The organism is Sphingobium fluviale, from assembly GCF_004122115.1.
Lineage (GTDB): Bacteria > Pseudomonadota > Alphaproteobacteria > Sphingomonadales > Sphingomonadaceae > Sphingobium > Sphingobium fluviale.
This window is the reverse complement of sequence record NZ_SBKP01000002.1, coordinates 217,501-237,058: the sequence shown is the minus strand read 5'-3', so window position 1 is coordinate 237,058 and position 19,558 is coordinate 217,501. Positions and strand designations below refer to the sequence as shown.

The following is a 19,558-nucleotide window of genomic DNA, read 5'->3' as shown; positions in this document are numbered from 1 at the left end:
ATAATGCGCGATACAAACCGAGTGCGCCACTTCACCGGCCATCATATGGCGGCGATCCTCATCAGCTTCTTTGCGGTGGTGGTCACTGTCAACCTCGTCATGGCGCGCTATGCCAGCGCCACCTTCGGCGGCACGGTGGTGGACAACAGCTATGTCGCCAGCCAGAAATTCAACGGCTGGCTAGAGAAGGCACGCAAAGAGAAGGCGTTGGGCTGGGCCGTGTCCGCTCCCATGCGCGACGAAAGCAGCCACATCGTCCTCCGCCTGAAAGACGCAAGCGGCGAACCCCTCAACGGAGCTGGGCTGACTGCGCGGGCCGAACATCCGCTGGGCCGCGCGCCAGAGCAGGCACTCCGCTTCATCGAGACCGCGCCCGGCACCTATCGCAGCACCGGGCCGCTGCCCGATGGCCGCTGGAAGCTGCGCATCCATATCATACGCGGCGCAGACACGCTCGACATCGCCGGGGAGGCAAGCTGACATGAACCACGCTGCGCACGCATCCGAATTCACGCAGGGCACCCGCCATCTGGAGGACAGCCGCTTTGCCGTGCCCGGCATGCGCTGCGCCGGGTGCATCTCCAAGCTCGAAAGCGGCATCGGTCTGCTGCCCGGCGTGGCGGCGGCGCGCGTCAACTTCTCGGCCAAGCAGCTCGCTGTCTCGCATGATGATCGGCTAGACGACCGCGCGCTGATCGCGGAAATCGGCAAGCTCGGCTTCGATGCGCAGCCTTTGAGCGTCAACCCGCTCGGCACCGATCATGAGGAGCGCAAGCGCCTCACCCGCGCGCTTGGCGTTTCGGGCTTCGGCATGATGAACATCATGCTGCTTTCCGTTTCGATCTGGTCCGGCGCGGCAGACATCACGCGCGATCTGTTCCATTGGCTCTCCGCGATGATTGCGGTGCCGGTGGTGGCCTATGCAGGCCGCCCGTTCTTCAGCTCGGCGTTGATGGCGCTGCGCCACGGGCGGACCAACATGGATGTGCCGATATCGATCGGCGTCATCCTCGCCACAGGCATGAGCCTATACGAAACCATGTTCGGCGGGCGCGAGGCCTATTTCGAAGGCGCGGTGATGCTGCTGTTCTTCCTGCTCGCCGGGCGCGTGCTCGATGCGATGATGCGGGACAGGGCTCGCGCCGGGATCGAGGCGCTGCTGCGCAATCAGGCGCCCGGAGCCATGGTCATCGGCGCGGATGGCGCGACCCGCTGGGTCAAGGCGGCGGACCTCAAGCCGGGCGAACGGATGCTGGTGGCAGCGGGAGAAAACCTCGCGGCAGACGGCGTGATCGAGGACGGCGAAACGATGTGCGACCTCTCGCTCATCAGCGGCGAAAGCGCACCCCAGCCCCGCGCGGTGGGAGACTCGGTGCTGGCAGGCTCCGTCAACCTCTCCGCCCCTGTCACCGTGCGCATCACCGCCGCCGGGCCGGATACTATCATTGCCGACATCGCCCGCCTGATGGACGAAGCCGGCCAATCGCGCGGGCGCTATGTGCGCATCGCCGACCGCGCGGCGCGGCTCTATGCGCCTGCGGTTCACCTGCTGGCTGCCCTATCCTGCGCGGGCTGGCTGATCGCTGGCGCGGGCTGGCATCAGGCGCTCACCATCGCCACCGCCGTGCTCATCATCACCTGCCCCTGCGCGCTCGGCCTCGCCGTGCCGGTGTCGCAGGTCGTGGCGGCGGGCGCGCTGATGCGGCGCGGCATATTGGTTAAGGACGGCAGCGCGCTCGAACGCTTCGCGAAGATCGACCGCGTGCTGTTCGACAAGACCGGCACGCTGACTCTCGGCCGGATGACCCCGCTCAACCTTGATGTTCTGACGGCGGAGGAACAATCCGTCGCACTCGCCCTCGCGCAATCGAGCCGCCACCCGATTTCGCGCGCGCTGCACGGTGCACTATCGGCGCGCGGGGTGATTGCTGCTGCGGTTGAGCAGATCAGGGAAGAACAGGGCGTCGGCGTTCACGGGCTGTGGCGCGGGCAGCGGGTCGCGCTGGAGCGGCCTGCGCAGAGCGTCGCCACATCTGGGGCAGCAACGCGGCTCGCCATGGGCGACACCCATATCGACATCACCCTGGCAGACGCGCTGCGGCCGGACGCGCAGGAAGCCATTACCCGCCTGGGACTGATCGGTGCGCCCGCCACGATCATCTCCGGCGACCGGGCGGAAGCCGTGGGTGCGGTCGCGCATCAGCTTGGCCTCACCGCACAGGCGCGCGCCCTGCCGCAAGACAAGATCGCTTCGATCCGGCGGTTGCAGTCCGCCGGGCATCAGGTGCTGATGGTGGGCGATGGCCTCAACGACGGCCCGGCACTCGCCGCTGCCAACGCCTCGCTCGCGCCCGGCTCAGCGACCGACATGGGCCAGCAGGCGGCGGACGCGGTGTTTACCGGCGATTCGCTTGTCGCCGTACCCGTGATGATTGCGGCAGCGCGGCGCACCCTGCGCGTGGTGAAAGAGAATTTCGGCCTCGCCATCGGCTATAATGTTCTTGCCGTTCCGCTCGCCATCGCAGGCTATGTCACGCCGTTGATCGCAGCGATTGCGATGTCGACCTCATCGGTTATTGTCATCGCCAACGCCCTGCGGCTCAAGAGGTGCGCACAATGAACGGCCTTCTTCTCCTCATTCCCATCGCGCTCGGCCTTGGGCTCAGCGGGCTGGGCGCATTCCTGTGGGCCATGAACGACGGCCAGTTCGATGACCCGGACGGCGCGGCCATGCGCATCCTGATCGATGACGAGGGAGGCAGCGATGTCGCTGCTTGACGGTGCCGCCGCCTTCTCCGCTGCGTTCATGCTGGCGGCCAGCCCGATCACCGGCGAATGTACCGCGCGTATAATGGCGCTTTGCACCGGCGATGGAGAAGCGCGAACCATGCTGGTGTGGGATGAAGGCTCTGGCCCCGCGCGCCCTCAGAATCCATCACCAGGCAAGGCCTGCCACGCCTGTCTGCCCAACAAGCGCAAGGCGCTATCGGGCCAGATCGATCAGGACGCCGACATATAGAAAGGGCCGCCTTCCGGGGGTGGAAAGCGGCCCTGAATCATTCTGCGGTTTAGGCGTCGGTCAGAACCGATAGCTCACACCCGCGCTCAGCACCCAAGGGTCGAGCTTGTGGCGCGTGGCAAGCAGCTCGGCTCCACCCGCGGTAGACCAGTGCGCCACAGGCCGCACGAAATAGCGCTTGGCATCAAGCGACAGACCAAATCCGTTCGCGCCCAGCGGCACATCCACGCCCGCCTGAAGCGCAAAACCAACCTTGTCGTCGATCTTGTTCTTGGGCAGGCCCAATGCCGTGGTCGTCGTGCCGGACTTTTCGCTGATGAAGATGAAATAGGTCGGCCCGGCGCCGACATAGGGCTTGATCGGCCCAAGCGGCATATGCGCCTTGAGCGTGACGGTGGCCGGCAGGATCTTCACCGTGCGCACCAGATTGGTGCCGGCGAGCGCGCCCGCGCCATTGATATGATGCGCCGTGAGGCAGCAGATCGTCTCGACCGAGAAATTGGGCGAGAAGAAATATTCGACCGCGAGCGTCGGCACGACATTGTCGCTGGCGAAGGACTGCGTGCCAGCAGGAACGCCCGCCGCGTTGTTGCGCACCTTGCTGATCTTGCCGTCGGGCAGCACAGCTGTTCCGAGCAGCTTGATCTGCAGCTTGCCCTGATTGTCCTGCGCGAGAGTCGGCGCAGGCGCGGCGAGCGCCGCAAGGGCGGCTGCGCCAATCAACAAGTTGATTTTGCTAGTCATTGTTGTCTCCATACCTGTTCGATGGCCGGGATAATATTTCCCTCCGGTCCACCCCGCATGTGCAGCATTTCCCGCCGCCGATCCTTGATCGGACGCAAATCGCAATTTGATCTTGAACAAGGAAATAGCTGTCTACACGCGCGACAACCAAGCGCATGTGGACCCATTATCCGGAACTGCTGCAACGGCCCGTCCCCCGCTATACCAGCTACCCCACCGCTGCGGATTTTGACGACAGCGTAGGTCCGGACGCGCTCACGCGCGCCCTGCTGCAGATCGGCAAAGGCACCGCCCTCTCGCTTTATGTCCACATCCCGTTCTGCGATGAGATTTGCTGGTACTGCGGCTGCAACACCGCGCGCGCAGGCAAGCAATCCCGCCTCGCCGCCTATCTCGATGCGCTCTATCGCGAAATTGAAATGCTCTCCGGCTTGCTGGATGGGCGGGGCCGGGTACGGCGCATTTCCTTTGGCGGCGGCAGTCCCAACGCCCTCGATCCTCTCGATTTCGTACGCCTGCTAGGCGATCTCACAGTCGCGTTCGGGGCGGAGGAGCCGCTCATCTCGCTGGAGATTGATCCCCGCCGCCTTACCCCCGGCTGGCTACGCGTGATTGAGCTGGCGCGGGTCACTAATGCCAGCCTAGGCGTACAAACCTTTGACCCGGTTGTGCAGCAGGCGATAGGCCGCGTTCAGCCGCTCGATGTCGTCGCCACACTGACCAGGCGGCTGCGCTCTGCCGGCGTACAGTCGTTGAACTTCGATCTGATGTATGGCCTGCCGGGACAGGATCTCACAAGCCTGGTCGACACGCTCACGCATGCGGCGGAGATGAAGCCCGATCGCATCGCCCTGTTCGGCTATGCGCATGTGCCGAATGTGATAGTGCGGCAACGACGCATCGATGCTGCCGCCCTGCCCGACGAAGCCGAACGCTTCATGATGGCGAATGTCGGCCATGACTATCTGATTACGCAAAGCTATCGTCCGGTGGGGTTCGATCATTTCGCCCTCCCGCACGATCCCATGGCGACGGCAGCGCGCACCCACCGGCTCCACCGCAATTTTCAAGGCTTTACAGACGATGACACCGAGCATCTGATTGGCCTCGGTGCATCGGCGATCAGCCAGCTCCCCGGCCTGTATGCCCAGAACGCCAAGAACATCGGCGCTTATCGCAAAGCCATCGCAAGCGGCCGCCTTCCCGTCGAACGCGGCGTGTGGCGTGACGCCGAAAGCAGGGCGTGCGGCGCGCTCATTCTGGACATCCTCTGCCACGGCGAGGCAGCGCTTCCTGCGCGCCTGTCAGCCCGGCAGAAGGAGCAGCTTGATCGATTTGCCCAGCGCGGACTGATCTCGACTTCCATGGGCGTGCTGCGGCTCAAGCCCGCCGCCTCGCCCTACGCCCGCACCATAGCAGCCATCTTCGATCCCCGGCTTGACGCGCACCAGAAGAGATTCAGCGCGCCTGTGTAAACCGCCACAACATGGTTAACGGCTTTTTAGGGATAAGTCCTGATAACCGGGTCCAATGCTACAGGACCGGGGATTTCGCTGATTATGGGCAAGCCGCTCGAAACTATGTTCATGAACGCACGGCGATGCGCCAAGCGGGGTGAGTTTGAAGCCGCGCAGAATATTTACGAGGCGGTCCTGCTCGAATTTCCGAAGAATATGCGCGCCCGTCAGGGGCTGGATGCGTTGCGCAAGGCGCGGGGCGAAGCTGTGGCGCTGGATGGCGCGCCGCCGCCGCATGATACCGACCATTTTCTCGCCCTGCTCAACAGTGGAAGGCTGGAAGAAGCGCTTGCGAGGGGACAGGCGCTGCTGCGGGAGTATCCACGCTCGGTCCTGCTGCATGATTCGATGGGCCGTATTCATTATGCGCGCAAGGATCTGGAAAAGGCCACTGCCGCATTTCGCGCGGCTGTCACCGTGCGTCCAGACTGCGCCGAGGCACGCTATAACCTTGGCCGTGTGCTGCAGGAGTTGGGCGATAATGACGAGGCTGCCTCCTGTTACGCCGCCGCCATTGAACATAAGCCGGATTATGCGGACGCCTATAACAATCTCGGCGCGCTCTATGTCGCGAAGGGCAATCTTAACGACGCAGTCGTCGCGCTGAGGGACGCGCTCAAACTGAGGCCGAATTATGTCGATACATACATCAACCTCGGCAATGCCTTTCGCGACATGGGCAACAAGGACACGGCAGTAGCCTATTATAATCAGGCGATCACCCTCCAGCCAGACAACGCCAAGGCGCATTTCAACCTTGGCCTGCTGCGCAACGAGCAGGGCAAGAAGGGCGAAGCCATCATGGCGCTGGAGCGCGCAGTTGTGCACCAGCCGGATTATGGGGACGCCCATCGTGAACTTGCCAATATATTCCTGGGGTTCGATTTGCGCGACGAGGCGATCCTGTCCTTCGAGCGCGCCATTGCTGCAAACCCCGACGATGATCTGGCCTGGTGCGCCAAACTGCACCAGCAAGCGCAGATGTGCGAATGGGCGCCAATTGTTGCCGCGGCAGACCGGATACCGACATTGGGCAGAACGACCGCATGGGGCATGCTGTCGCTCGACGACAACCCTGCAAGGCACAGGCTGCGGTCGGAAAACGCCGCTGCACCTGCTAAGAAGGACATAAAACGCCACCTCTTCTCACCCGCCAAGCCCAAGCGGCCAGAAAAACTGCGCATCGGCTATTTCTCTGCCGATTTCTGGAGCCACGCCGTCATGCATCTGATCGTGCGCGTGCTAGAGCTGCACGACCGTGACCGGTTCGAGGTGCATGGCTTCGCTTATGGCGAGGGCGTGCAGGATGGGATGCACACGCGGCTTGTCAATGCGGTGGATATATTCCATCAGGTTCACAGCTTGGAGGACGACGCCATCGCAGAGCGCGCCCGCGCTGCGCATATCGATATCGCTATTGACCTGATGGGCCATACAAAAGGCAAGCGGCTACGTATTTTCGCACATGGCGCGGCCCCGGTGCAGATCAGCTATCTTGGCTATCCCGGCACGACTGGTGCGGACTTTTTCGACTATATGATCGCGGACAGCATCACGATCCCGGCCGAGCAGCGCGCCCATTATTCCGAAAACATTATCACCATGCCGCATTGCTACCAGCCGAACGACAATGGCCGCGAGATTTCTTCCCGCGTGTTCACCCGATCGGACATGGGCCTGCCAGAGGACGCCTTCGTCTTCGCCTGCTTTAACAGCAGCTACAAGATAACCCCGGAAGAGTTTGCCATCTGGATGCGCCTGCTCGCGAAGGTGGAGGGCAGCGTGTTATGGCTCTACAAGAGCAACCGCTGGGCCGAGGCCAACCTGCGCAAGGAAGCAGAGAAGCACGGAATATCCGCAAACCGCATCATCTTTGCAGAGGGAATTTCGGTAGACGAACATCTCGCCCGCCAGCATCTCGCCGATCTCTTTCTCGATACGTTCAACGTCAACGCCCACACCACGGCCAGCGACGCGTTGTGGGGCGGGCTGCCGGTGTTGACGCGGATGGGCCAAAGCTTTGCCGCGCGGGTGGCGGGCAGCCTGTTGCATGCCGTCGGCCTGCCAGAATTGGCTGTCGACACATCTGAGGCCTATGAAGCGATGGCGCTGGACCTTGCGACCAACCGCAACAAGCTCGCAGAGCTGCGCGCCCGCCTTGCCGCCAATCGCCTCACGACTCCGCTGTTTGATACCGACAGCTTCGCACGGGATATCGAGGCAGGGTATGACGCGGCCTATGCCCGCTTCCTTGACGGAAAAGCGCCCGACGATATTCTCATCGGGCGCTGAACACGTGTATAACGATTAGCGAAACGATCAGGCGACGCGGGCCGCTGCCATCTGCTCGTTGGCGATGAGCACTTTCTGTATGAGGCCGAACCACGCCTCAAAGTCCTCGTCGCCCAGCCAGTGGATAGAGAGGCAATCGCCCTCTCGCGGTGCATCGAGGCCCGCTTCCTTAATATCCAGATCGGTATTGGCGCCGTCTATCAGCCACCGCATACGGCGAATGCTTAGGTGCGAGGTTCTGTCGGCAGAGTCCGACATTTGCTGATACAGTTCCTCGTCACCGGTGAGGTGGGCGAACAGCAATAGCCACGCTATCTCACAGGGATCGAGAATGCCTAAAGCGGAATCTTCCCTGCCCTGTATCGCGCTGCGCTTCGCCAGCCACTGCGCGGCATTATCAAGATCTCCGACGCTGAACGCGATCACGCCCATAAGGAACCACGGCTCGGCAATATGGCCGATCCATTCCATAGACTCATTCAGGCCATCCACTGCTGCCTGAAGATCGCCATCGTGAAGCAATGCGTCACGCGCGGCGCGCAGTTTGATCGCCATCGGGCTGTCGCGGACCACCCAGTCGGCGATGGCCGGCACGCCCTGTTCATCTTCCACGATCCTGAACTTGCCCAGCACGCCATCCTGCTGCACCTTTTGGCCGGGCTTGCACGCGCGGCGGCAAGCAAACCAATCAAGAATATGCGTCCAGTGCTGGCGCGTATAGCGGCTGTGAACCAGGGCGGACCCATTGGATCGTATGCGCTCATACCATAGCGGATCGTTCGCGACCGCCAGTATCTTGCCGTAAAGCTCCGCTCCCGCCGCGCCCAGCACACAGTTTTCCATGTCGATAAAGCCATATTCGCGCAGCGCCTCGGACGGTGGGGAGACAAGGACAGAGCCTGCCGCCGGTATCTCAAGATGCTTGCGCACGACATAATCGAGACGGGTAGTATCCGCGATGCAGAACTGGCTGCGAGACAGCATCCGCGCATATTTCTCATCGCGAATGGCAAACGGATCATGTCGCGCGTTGGTATAGCCGGGGTGCGTATAGAGCAGCGTCGGCATAAGATTCTGGATTTCTTCCGTCACGCGCGCCCGCCAGGGATAAAAGGTCGGAAAGAGGTGCGCGCTCATGATAGTGACAGGGATCGTACGTTCCTCGCCATAATCATGGAAAACATCGGAATCGATGAACTTAGGCAAAACAAAGGCATTGAAACGCCGCAGCTCGTGCATGTGCTCCAGATCCTCGGCCCCCGTGCAAAAGACGGTGTCAATGCCATAGGCCGCCATGAAATCCATTGTAAGCGGACGCATAGGCTCGTGCGGGTCATTGTTGAGTAAAAGCGCGCGCGGCAGATCAGGGTAGGCATCGAGATTGGATATAGTGAGCCGGTATTTGCGCCCCCAGTGGATGGAATCGAACAGCAAAAAATCGGGCTTTACCCGTTCATAGACCTCCCGAAGATCGAAATCCTGCTCGATCACCTCGATATCGCAATGCAACGCGAGGGCATGCACCCATTCATCGACCACAGAATGTAGCAAAGTGGCGCAATCCGGGTTGGGTTGCGCCCTGACGCACAAAATCTTCACCCGTGAAGTGCCAGCGCTCATCATTTTTCTACCTTGAAAAAGCTATGAATCGCTTCGATGACGCGATCCTGCTGCGCGAGAGTCATTCCCGCGAACATGGGTAGTGACAGACCATGGCTGGCCCAATCTTCGGTAATCCGAAAACCCTCTGCGGGTGGCGTCGTAATCCCGGCAAGGCAAGGCTGCCTGTATAGCGGCAAAGGATAGTGCAGACCTGTCTGCACGCCGCATGATTCCAGAAACGAACGAAGAGAATCCCGCTTCTCTGTGCGGATGACATAGAGATGATAAACATGATCCCCATGGACCATATCGGGCAGGCGCAACGGGGTATCGGCAAGCTCCCCTCTATAACGGGCGGCGATAGCGCGACGCTGGTCGGTCCAACCATCCAGACGCTTGAGCTTGTGCCCCAGTACGAGAGCCTGAATACCATCCATGCGGTAATTGTAACCGATGCGGTCGTGAACATAGCGCTCAGTCTGCCCATGCTCGCGCAGGCTGCGCAGAAGCTTGGCTTTCTCATCGTCATCAGTGACGACCAGACCACCCTCGCCTGCCCCGCCAAGATTTTTACCGGGGTAGAAACTGAAGCACCCCATCGTGCCAAAGCTGCCTATCCGCTTGTTCTGGAAACATGCACCTATGGCTTGGGCTGCATCCTCGATAACGGCAAGGCCATGCCGGTTGGCAAAAGCCATGACTTTCGTCATATCCGCAGGCTGGCCATAAAGATGCACGGGTATAATTGCCTTTACGCCCTTTTCCAAACGACGCTCGGCATCCGCGAGATCGATATTGCCGGTCGTGTCCTCGACCTCGCAAAACACAGGGATCGCGCCTTCGTAAAGCAAGCCCCAGATAGTGCCGATAAACGTGTGAGCCGGAACAAGAACCTTGTCTCCCCGCTTGATCCCGGCTGCAATAGTCGCGACATGGAGCGCGGCGCTGCCACTGCTCACGGCGATGGCGTGCTTGACACCCAGATAATCCGCCACCTGCTTCTCAAACGCACTGGCCCATGGGCCAAGGCAGTAAGCGCTGGCTTCGAACAGTCCCTGAAGGTCGGGCATTACATCGCCGCGGATCTGATCCCATTGAAGTGACAAATCAACGAAGGGCACTGGGCGTTCGATTGTGCTGATAACATTCATGCTGCTGTGCCCTCTCTGGTCCGGGTATCACCAATTTGCCGCGCAGGTACGCCCGCAACGATGGCATAGGGCGGCACATCTCGCGTGACGACCGCGCCAGCTGCCACCAAAGCCCCCTCACCGACAGTCACTGGCAACAGCGTCGCTCCGCTGCCTATCGACGCGCGTCGGCAAACATAAGTATGTGCGCAGGTCCAATCCCCCGCGGTTTGCAGACTGCCATCGGCATTGGTCGCAGCAGGATGCATGTCGTTCGTGAACATGACCCCGTGGCCTATGAATACTTCATCCTCAATAGTGACCCCTGAACACAGGAAACTGTGCGACTGGACCTTGCAGTTGACACCAATCGTGACATCCGACTGGATTTCGACGAAGCTCCCGATGCGTGTTCCCGCGCCGATGCTGCAGCCATACAGGTTCACGAGATCCGGATGATGGATCACAGCTTCGGGATGCAGTCGGACGCTCTCTGCTATCGGCATCAGGCCACCCTTTTTTCCTGAGCATCACCGAGCGCGAACGCGAGCGCATCGCGCACTGTGATCTGCTCAACATCGGTCATCCCGTTGAACAAGGGTAGAATCATATGTGTGGCGCTCACACGCTCTGACACGCCAAGATGACCGCGCCGCGCATTGCGCCATGGCTTTTCAAGATGGCAGGACATGACTGACCGCCGTGTAGAGATGCCGGCATCGAGCATTGACTGCATCACCTGCGCGCGATCTGCCTGGGGCGGTAATCCAATAGTATAGCTCTGCCAATTTGAGCGCGCCCATTCGGGCTGATGCGGAATAGTAACGCCAGGAACATCAGCAAGGAGTTCCGCATAGCGCGCAGCAAGGCTCCGGCGTTCGGCTACTATCTCATCAAGACGAGACAATTGCACCCGGCCGATCGACGCCTGAAGATCAGTCATGCGATAGTTGAAACCGGGTTCGTCGTATGTTTCCACCATCACCTTGCTCGACGTGTGGCGCGCAAGGTCTGACAGGCTCATGCCGTGCTGGCGAAGCAGGCGGCATCTGGCGTCAATGGCGGGGTCATTGGTGGTAATCATCCCCCCTTCACCCGTGGTCAGTATCTTGCGCGGATGGAAGGAAAAGCACGCAACATCGCCAATGGGATCGCCAATTTTCCGCCAGCACCCGTCGACAGAGATCTCAGAGCCGCTCGCACAGGCCGCATCCTCTACCACACGCAAGCCATGCTTGCGGGCGATTGCGCAGATGCTTGGCAGATCGCAGGGCATACCTATCTGGTGCACACATACTATCGCGCGGGTGCGCGGGCTGATGAGCGCCTCTATGGCGAGAGGATCCATATTGTAGCCGCCATCTTCGATATCGACGAAGACAGGCTCTGCACCACACATATGGATGGCATTGGCGGTAGCTATGAAGCTGTGGCTCACGGTAATGACTTCGTCTCCGGCTTTCACGCCGACCGCCAAAAGCGCAAGATGGAGCGCAGTTGTGCAGTTGGAGACGGCGCAAGCATGGTCAGCGCCCACTGTTGCCGCGAATTCGTCTTCAAACTGCTTGACCTGCGGCCCTTGAGTCAACCAGCCAGAGGCAATGACTGCACAAGCCGCATCGGCCTCAGCCTGACCCATGATTGGCTTCATTAGCGGAATCATGCCGCTGCCTTTTTTGCGGCTCGATCCAGGCCGCTCTCGGCCTCCCACCAGGCCACGAGATCACGAAGTCCATCCTCCAGCGTGATCGTGGCGGCAAACCCAAGTTCATCGCGCGCTCGGCTTATGTCCGCCAGCCTGCGCTCAACAGGATTGATTGCACGCGCCGGATGATATTCGATACCAAGTTCCGGCCGCCCCATGATTTCGAGTAGTGTATCCGCCAGTTGTTTCAGCGAAACTTCCTTACCCCAGGCGACGTTATAAACCCGGTCAGACGCAGGAGACAGAGCGGCGGCGATATTGGCGCGCGCAATGTCGCGCACATCGATGAAGTCCATCGTCTGTAATCCGTCACCGAAGATCAAGGGCGGCAGACCTTGGGAGATGCGCTCCATCCAACGGATCAGCACCTCCGTGTATTTGCCGTGAATATCCATACGCGGGCCAAAAACATTGAAATAGCGCATCGCGACATAATTAAGCCCGTACATATCGTTGAACGCCCGCAAGAGGCTTTCGTTCAACATCTTCAACCCACCATATAAGGTGCGGTCGGCATAGGGCGCAGCGGCTTCAGTTGTAGGAAACTCAGGCGCCAGACCATAGATTGAAGCAGAGGAGGCGGCGATCAGCTTTTCAACTTTATGCCTGACGCAGGCATCAAATATCTCAAAGCTTGCTCGTCCCATCACATCGAATGCAAGCCGTGGTTCTGCTGCACAATGCGTGATGCGCAAAGCTGCCTGATGGAAAACGATATCCGCCTCACTGACGAGCCTATCCAATAAGGTCTGATCGCAGATATCTCCCTCTACAACAGTTACACGGCCGCTTTTAAGTGCATCGGCGAGATTCTGAGGGCGCCCACGCACCATGTTATCGACAACGGTGATGGCCGCCACATCATGAGCGATTAACTGATCGACAATATGCGATCCGACGAAACCGGCACCACCCGTGACCAGAACATTCTTGCCAGCAAGACTGTTGGGATATGGGCTATTTACAGGTATGATAGTCATGTTTTTATGCCGCTGCTGCTGAGGGGGAGGAAACGGCGGGCATAGAAGATTGTGCCTGCCGAAGGCTGAGATCCAGCGCAGCCTGCGCGCGCTCAAGCGTCCGCACGATACGGCGACCGAGGCGTCCGTCTGTCCGCGCTTTCGTCTTGCCGACAATAACCTGCCGAAAATGCTCTACCACCGCGACGAGCGGCTCTCCTCCGCTCAGGCGGGGGGATGTCACCGATCCGATGCGATAGCTGGGAAGAATGATCTCGCGGTCTTGTCGCGGATGGGTGGTGATTCCGCTGTCGTAAATCTTCAGCGGCTCTTCACGATTGAGGTCGTCCCAGACCACCATCTTATCGCTGCCGCCGACAGCTATATGCCGTACCTTGACGGGAGACATCCAACTCAGGTTGAGATGCGCAACCATCGACGTGGAATAGTGAAAGGTCAGATAGGCGATATCAGGAAAACCGGGGTTAACATGACAATAGCCTGAAGCCTCGATATGGACCGGCTCACCGCCGAACAGATAGTCTATGATCGACAGATCATGCGGCGCAAGATCCCACAATACGTTCACATCAGGCTGGAAAAGACCAAGATTGATGCGCTGGGAGTCAAAATAGCTAACCTTGCCCAGTTCTCCCGAACGGACCAGCTCACCCAGCTTGAGAACGGCAGGATGGAACAGGAATGTATGGTCAGCCATTAGTGTGAGGCCATAAAGGTCGGCTCTCGCCACAAGATCGTCCGCCTCTGCACTGGTCGTGCACATCGGCTTTTCAACCATCACATGCTTGCCACGATCGAGCGCGGCCTTGGCCTGCGCGTAATGAAAAGCCACCGGCGTCGCGAGGACGACGGCTTCTATTTCTGGATCAGCGATAAGGTCTGTCGCATCAGAATAAGGGATGATGTGAGGGTGCGACACGGCAAGCCCATCGCGGATGTCCGCTCGCGCGTCAGCAACCGCAACAAGCTGGATATCGGGGTTGCCCGACAGCGCGCGGAAGAGATTCTTCCCCCAATACCCCAGACCGCAAAGACCGACTTTGAGTTTAGCCATACAGCATGGGCTAATGGAAAATACTTAACAGGTGTTTACCATGATTTGAAAGGATTGAGCGCCGACCGAAAGCCCAGATTTCAATGTCTTAAGATTATGAAATATCCAGTGTGATTGGGATCAGGCCAGTGCGGCCAGTGCCTTTTCAAGCTGTGCAACCCGCCGCTCAAGCTTAGTAAGCGATCGGGGGCCGCTGACCCGCTCGCCGGGTGCGACATCCCTATCGATAAAGGTCATGGGCGAGATAATCGCGCCATCGCCAATAGTAACGCCCGCCGCGATTACGGTCGGGCCACCAATGAAGCAGTTCTTACCGATACGGGTTTCCTTGTAGACTATGCTTTCACGGCTAACCGTTGTCTCCCCACGGATAGCCTGAAGATGGCTGCTGTGTGACCAGATCATAACGCCCAAACCGATCTGACTGTGATCGCCAATGGTCAGCCCGCCCTGCGCATCAAGGACCGCACCTTCACCGATCCATATATTCTCTCCGCAGACAAATTTCTCAGGGGCCAATATTTTGGCGCGCTCGCGCATGCGGCAGCCCTCTGGCAAACCGAAAAATGCTGCTCGTTCACGATCAGTCATCAGGTCTGTCGCATGATATCGCAAGATTTGCGCGCGCAATCCATCATCGGCGCTGTCCAGCTTCGCATTGCGGCGCACTGTCGCCGCCATCAGTTCACCAAGGCCCGCGAGTGGGCCGTCGCTCAGGATGGATTCAATACCAGGCACGGCCTTTACCAATACCGCCCTGTCAATTTTCAGCATATCTGCGAGATCATCAACGGCCGAGGCTGAGGCCTCCTTACTCTTCATGGCCGGGCCTTGCGCATATTTTCGATGAACTGTGAATGAGGTAACGCGAAATTTCCAGTCACATGCCCCCCCGGCTCCACATCGCGTGTCACCACAGCACCCAAGGTTACGCGCGCATCGCACCCTATCCTCAAGGCATTTGACACCGTGGCATTAGGGCCGACTCTTGCACGGTCCTCAATGACGGTAGAACCGCCTATCATAGCGCACGCTATAATCTGGCAGTTTCGCCCCACTCTAACATTATGGGCAATATGCACGAGGTTATCGACCACACTGCCTTCACCAATTTCGGTACATCCGCCGAATAGCCCCCAGTCGATTGAGCAATTGGTCATAATCACGGCGCCGCGGCGGATAAGCACCGAGCCATAGTGCGGAACAACGATCTGCCGCCCATCAACGATGCCGACCTCGAACCCGTCGCCTCCCAATACGCTGTTGGCGCCGATGCTGGCATCATCTTCGATCGTCACTCTTTCATGGATCACAGCATTTGCGCTGATGGAAACATTGGCTCCGATGCAAACACTGTGCTCTGCAATGGCAGCTCGCGGGTGGATGCGCGCACTTGCATCTATGCGATTTGGGAATGGTTCCGGCACCTCAAGTGCAGCCCCATACCGCAGATAAGCTTTAAGAAACATTTCCTTGGGGCTATCGCACACAGCAAGGCCGAAATCATCAGGCACCATCGGGCCCAAGTCGGGCGACGCTATGATAGCCCGTACCCCGCATAATGCCTCAAGCTGACGGGCAAAGCGTGGATCGGAATAATATTGGATCAAACCCTCGCTAGCAATGCTCAGCGGCCCAAAGCGCCTGACGCTCACATCACGGATAATTTCAACCGGAAGATCCGCCATCACTTGAGATAAAAGCATGCTATCCCTCTCTGTCATGCGGTTTCGCATAACTCTCGCAGGCTGACAAACCTGCCGCCCGTTTGCCGGACCCATTGAATAATATTTTCCAGGAATGTTGCACTACCCTGACCGCTAAAGCGCAGCACGTTCGCTATTTCGGGCGCAAGAGTAGTAATATGCGCCCGGTTCTTCTCGTAAAACTCGGCATCCGGTACATTCAGCGCCCACATGAAGGGATGGAAGTTGAGGATCTTGAGGCCGGGGCTTTCAAACGCAGGCTGATGGTCCGCGAAGGACCACCCGCCGCCGCGCGTCCAGTGTACGTCGTCCTCGAAAAAAACCGGGAGTCGTTTAACTCCGTTCCAATGCTGCAAAACAGGCAGACCTTCCTGCAAATGACAGCAGATATTGCTGTCTATTGCTATGCCACGTTGCGCCAGCGCGAGAGAAACCGCGCTGTTATCAAAAAAACAATGGCTTCGCGATGCAACAGGATCAGGCACGAGATCAAAGACATGGTCCAGAACCTGATCAACGGTGGCCCCGTGGGTGCTGCCGGGCATAAAATTTGGGTGGATGCCCAAATCTATCTCACCTGCCGCTGCTGCATCTTCAATTACAGCGGACTGATGCGTGACGAACAAGGTCGGTACTATGTCATTACTGACAGTGTAGTCGATAAAGCTCCGAATGGAATACTCCGACGCCCAATCAACATCTGCGGTCAGGACGAACCGGCCATCGGACATATCTGCTTCCCATTGCGCTTGCAGCTCACGGTAAAGCGAATCGCGCCGTCACGGTCAACAACTCGCTGCGTACGAGAGAAAAAACTCGCCTAAAAGAGCTATGCATGATGGGATAAAATGGTGATGGTTGCGGGAGCAGGATTTGAACCTGCGACCTTCAGGTTATGAGCCTGACGAGCTACCGGGCTGCTCCATCCCGCGTCAACCATTCTCGCTGCAGGCAGGAGCCTGATCGCGAGACAAAAAAAGCGGCCTATTGGCCGCCTTTGAAACATGTGAATGGGTTTAAACCAGAATATCTTGCTCATGCGCCGGCTACAATGCCTGGCGACGACCTACTCTTCCAGTGCTTGAGCAATAGTACCATCGGCGCGGTCAGGTTTCACGGTCGAGTTCGGGATGGGATCGGGTGGGTCACTGACGCTATGGTCACCAAGCAATGAAGCAGGCGCATAAGCGGATATTCGGGTTTTTAATCGATGCACTTTTACTGAAGGTATACGAACCATATCGGGCTGCGAATAATCATCCAGTCCACAATATCAGCACTCTGTGCTGTCATTGATGGTGGGACAATCAAGCGCGAAAAGAGCTATTAGGACCGGTTAGCTTCATGCGTTACCGCACTTCCACATCCGGCCTATCAACGTGGTGGTCTTCCACGGCTCGATGAAATCTTATCTTGAGGGAGGCTTCCCGCTTAGATGCTTTCAGCGGTTATCCCGTCCATACATAGCTACCCTGCTGCGCTCCTGGCGGAACGACAGGTACACCAGAGGTATGTTCAACCCGGTCCTCTCGTACTAGGGTCAACTCCTCTCAAATTTCGACGCCCACGGCAGATAGGGACCAAACTGTCTCGCGACGTTCTGAACCCAGCTCACGTACCACTTTAATTGGCGAACAGCCAAACCCTTGGGACCTGCTCCAGCCCCAGGATGTGATGAGCCGACATCGAGGTGCCAAACGATTCCGTCGATATGAGCTCTTGGGAATCATCAGCCTGTTATCCCCGGCGTACCTTTTATCCGTTGAGCGATGGCCCTTCCACGAGGGACCACCGGATCACTATGACCGACTTTCGTCTCTGCTCGACTTGTCAGTCTCGCAGTCAGGCGGGCTTATGCCATTGCACTCTAACAGACGGTTTCCAACCGTCCTGAGCCCACCATCGCGCGCCTCCGTTACTCTTTAGGAGGCGACCGCCCCAGTCAAACTACCCGCCACAGAGGGTCCCTGCACCGGATAACGGTGCGAGGTTAGACATCAGAAAACAACAGGGTGGTATTTCACCTATGGCTCCACCGGAACTGGCGTCCCGGCTTCAAAGCCTCCCACCTATGCTACACAATTCTTTCCTAATGCCACTCTGAAGCTGCAGTAAAGGTGCACGGGGTCTTTCCGTCTAACCGCGGGTACTCCGCATCTTCACGGAGAATTCAATTTCGCTGAGCATATCCTGGAGACAGTGGGGAAGTCGTTACGCCATTCGTGCAGGTCGGAACTTACCCGACAAGGAATTTCGCTACCTTAGGACCGTTATAGTTACGGCCGCCGTTTACCTGGGCTTCAATTCAGAGCTTGCACTCCTCCTCTTAACCTTCAGGCACCGGGCAGGCGTCAGGCCCTATACGTCGTCTTGAAGCCGACTTAGCAGAGCCCTGTGTTTTTGCTAAACAGTCGCTACCCCCTGGCCTGTGCCCCCCACAAAAAGTTGCCTTAATGTGGGGCCTCCTTCTTCCGAAGGTACGGAGGCAATTTGCCGAGTTCCTTCAGGATACTTCTCTCAAACGCCTTGGTATACTCTACCATTCCACCTGTGTCGGTTTAGGGTACGGTCTATACGGTGGGGCTATTTCCTGGGACAACTTCACTGCCCGGACCAATCCAATAAGGCCGAACAATTTACGCCATCCGTCACACACCACCAGGCCCACGAATATTCACGTGGTTCCCATCGACTACCCCCTTCGGGCTCGTCTTAGGGGCCGGCTTACCCTGCTCAGATTAGCTTTAAGCAGGAACCCTTGGAATTTCGGCGACAGTGCATCTCACACTGTTAATCGCTACTCATGTCTGCATTCGCACTTCCGATACCTCCACGACCCATTACCAGATCGCTTCATCGGCCTACGGAACGCTCCGCTACCGCGTGATCAAAGATCACACCCTAAGCTTCGGTGCATCACTTTAGCCCCGTTACATCTTCGCCGCAGAATCTCTTATTTAGACCAGTGAGCTGTTACGCTTTCTTTAAAGGATGGCTGCTTCTAAGCCAACCTCCTGGTTGTTTTGGAAATTCCACATGCTTTCCCACTTAGTGATGACTTGGGGACCTTAGCTGTAGGTTAGGGCTGTTTCCCTTTTGACGACGGACCTTAGCACCCGCCGTCTGTCTGCCGAACTAGACTCGTTGGTATTCGGAGTTTGGTTAGAGTTGGTAGATCTCGCGACCCCCGCATCCATCCAGTGCTCTACCCCCAACGGCAATCATTCGACGCTCTACCTCAATAGATTTCGCGGAGAACCAGCTATTTCCCGGCTTGATTGGCCTTTCACCCCTAAGCACAACTCATCCGATAATTTTTCAACATTAAACGGTTCGGCCCTCCAGTGCGTGTTACCGCACCTTCAGCCTGGTCATGCATAGATCGCCGGGTTTCGGGTCTAATACACCAAACTCAATCGCCCTATTCAGACTCGCTTTCGCTGCGCCTACACCTAACGGCTTAAGCTTGCTTGGTACATTAAGTCACAGACCCATTATGCAAGAGGTACGCTGTCACGGCTCAAGGCCGCTCCAACTGCTTGTAGGCATCCGGTTTCAGGTACTGTTTCACTCCCCTCATCGGGGTGCTTTTCACCTTTCCCTCACGGTACTGGTTCACTATCGGTCATGTACGAGTATTTAGGCTTGGAGGGTGGTCCCCCCATGTTCAGACAGAGTTTCACGTGCTCCGCCCTACTCGAGTCCTGATACATCACTTTCGCATACGGGGCTGTCACCCGCTATGGCGCTCCTTTCCAGAAGCTTCTGCTAGTTGAATATCAGGCACTGGCCTGGTCCGCGTTCGCTCG

The 19,558-nt window shown here is 58.3% G+C and carries 16 protein-coding genes, 1 tRNA gene and 2 rRNA genes (1 of these 19 cut by a window edge); 6 read left to right on the top strand and 13 right to left on the bottom strand.

Going from position 1 to position 19,558, the window contains the following annotated elements; genetic code table 11:
• The first annotated feature begins 3 nt into the window (after positions 1-3).
• The 4 genes from EQG66_RS03605 to EQG66_RS03590 are packed head-to-tail and all read left to right on the top strand — an operon-like array spanning position 4 to position 3,019.
• Entirely contained in the window at positions 4-480 is a 477-nt protein-coding gene (locus tag EQG66_RS03605) for a FixH family protein (RefSeq protein ID WP_129403163.1), read from the top strand.
• 1 nt (position 481) lies between these two features.
• Positions 482-2,620 carry a heavy metal translocating P-type ATPase gene (locus EQG66_RS03600; RefSeq protein ID WP_129403162.1) on the top strand — a complete coding sequence of 713 codons (2,139 nt, stop codon included), beginning with the start codon at positions 482-484 and terminating at the stop codon, positions 2,618-2,620.
• On the top strand, positions 2,617-2,778 hold the full coding sequence (gene ccoS / locus EQG66_RS03595; RefSeq protein WP_129403161.1) for a cbb3-type cytochrome oxidase assembly protein CcoS: 162 nt from the start codon (positions 2,617-2,619) through the stop codon (positions 2,776-2,778). The genes EQG66_RS03600 and ccoS overlap by 4 nt, the downstream gene beginning before the upstream one ends.
• Entirely contained in the window at positions 2,765-3,019 is a 255-nt protein-coding gene (locus EQG66_RS03590; RefSeq protein ID WP_129403160.1) for a hypothetical protein, read from the top strand. The genes ccoS and EQG66_RS03590 overlap by 14 nt, the downstream gene beginning before the upstream one ends.
• A gap of 60 nt (positions 3,020-3,079) precedes the next feature.
• Here the strand turns inward: EQG66_RS03590 and EQG66_RS03585 are convergent, their stop codons facing one another.
• Entirely contained in the window at positions 3,080-3,763 is a 684-nt protein-coding gene (locus EQG66_RS03585; protein ID WP_245987835.1) for an OmpW/AlkL family protein, read from the bottom strand.
• Between the two features lie 155 nt (positions 3,764-3,918).
• Here EQG66_RS03585 and hemN point away from each other — a divergent pair, with 155 nt between their 5' ends.
• Together hemN and EQG66_RS03575 are read left to right on the top strand one after the other, a co-directional pair.
• Positions 3,919-5,238, top strand: coding sequence for an oxygen-independent coproporphyrinogen III oxidase (gene hemN / locus EQG66_RS03580; RefSeq protein WP_129403158.1), 1,320 nt, complete (start codon positions 3,919-3,921; stop codon positions 5,236-5,238).
• An 84-nt stretch (positions 5,239-5,322) separates the two neighbouring features.
• The gene (locus EQG66_RS03575; RefSeq protein ID WP_245987834.1) at positions 5,323-7,572 is read left to right on the top strand and encodes an O-linked N-acetylglucosamine transferase, SPINDLY family protein; all 2,250 of its coding nucleotides are present in this window, start codon (positions 5,323-5,325) and stop codon (positions 7,570-7,572) included.
• Positions 7,573-7,599: 27 nt separating this feature from the next.
• On the opposite strand, the gene EQG66_RS03570 is transcribed toward EQG66_RS03575, so the two are convergent.
• The 12 genes from EQG66_RS03570 to EQG66_RS03515 all read right to left on the bottom strand — a co-directional run.
• Positions 7,600-9,195, bottom strand: a complete 1,596-nt coding sequence (locus tag EQG66_RS03570; protein WP_129403157.1) for a glycosyltransferase family protein — start codon at positions 9,193-9,195, stop codon at positions 7,600-7,602.
• Positions 9,192-10,244: a DegT/DnrJ/EryC1/StrS family aminotransferase gene (locus EQG66_RS03565; protein WP_220428628.1), complete on the bottom strand. Its 1,053-nt coding sequence runs from the start codon at positions 10,242-10,244 to the stop codon at positions 9,192-9,194. Before EQG66_RS03565 ends, EQG66_RS03570 begins: the two co-directional genes overlap by 4 nt.
• Before the next feature lie 77 nt (positions 10,245-10,321).
• Complete coding sequence (locus EQG66_RS15690; protein WP_129403155.1) at positions 10,322-10,810, bottom strand: acyltransferase; 489 nt, start codon at positions 10,808-10,810, stop codon at positions 10,322-10,324.
• Complete coding sequence (locus EQG66_RS03555) at positions 10,810-11,943, bottom strand: DegT/DnrJ/EryC1/StrS family aminotransferase (RefSeq protein ID WP_220428627.1); 1,134 nt, start codon at positions 11,941-11,943, stop codon at positions 10,810-10,812. Before EQG66_RS03555 ends, EQG66_RS15690 begins: the two co-directional genes overlap by 1 nt.
• A 20-nt stretch (positions 11,944-11,963) precedes the next feature.
• Entirely contained in the window at positions 11,964-12,989 is a 1,026-nt protein-coding gene (locus EQG66_RS03550) for an NAD-dependent epimerase/dehydratase family protein (protein WP_129403153.1), read from the bottom strand.
• A gap of 4 nt (positions 12,990-12,993) precedes the next feature.
• On the bottom strand, positions 12,994-14,043 hold the full coding sequence (locus EQG66_RS03545; protein WP_129403152.1) for a Gfo/Idh/MocA family protein: 1,050 nt from the start codon (positions 14,041-14,043) through the stop codon (positions 12,994-12,996).
• 120 nt (positions 14,044-14,163) lie between these two features.
• Positions 14,164-14,865 carry an acyltransferase gene (locus tag EQG66_RS03540; RefSeq protein ID WP_129403151.1) on the bottom strand — a complete coding sequence of 234 codons (702 nt, stop codon included), beginning with the start codon at positions 14,863-14,865 and terminating at the stop codon, positions 14,164-14,166.
• Positions 14,862-15,749 carry an LbetaH domain-containing protein gene (locus EQG66_RS03535; protein WP_164975570.1) on the bottom strand — a complete coding sequence of 296 codons (888 nt, stop codon included), beginning with the start codon at positions 15,747-15,749 and terminating at the stop codon, positions 14,862-14,864. Before EQG66_RS03535 ends, EQG66_RS03540 begins: the two co-directional genes overlap by 4 nt.
• Positions 15,750-15,763: 14 nt before the next feature.
• Positions 15,764-16,480 (bottom strand): polysaccharide deacetylase WbmS family protein, encoded by a 717-nt coding sequence (locus EQG66_RS03530; RefSeq protein WP_129403149.1) that lies wholly within the window; start codon positions 16,478-16,480, stop codon positions 15,764-15,766.
• A gap of 124 nt (positions 16,481-16,604) precedes the next feature.
• A tRNA-Met gene (locus EQG66_RS03525) sits at positions 16,605-16,681 on the bottom strand.
• A gap of 121 nt (positions 16,682-16,802) precedes the next feature.
• Positions 16,803-16,917 (bottom strand): 5S ribosomal RNA (rrf, locus tag EQG66_RS03520).
• Between the two features lie 138 nt (positions 16,918-17,055).
• A 23S ribosomal RNA gene (locus EQG66_RS03515) occupies positions 17,056-19,558 on the bottom strand; it runs 290 nt beyond the window's last position.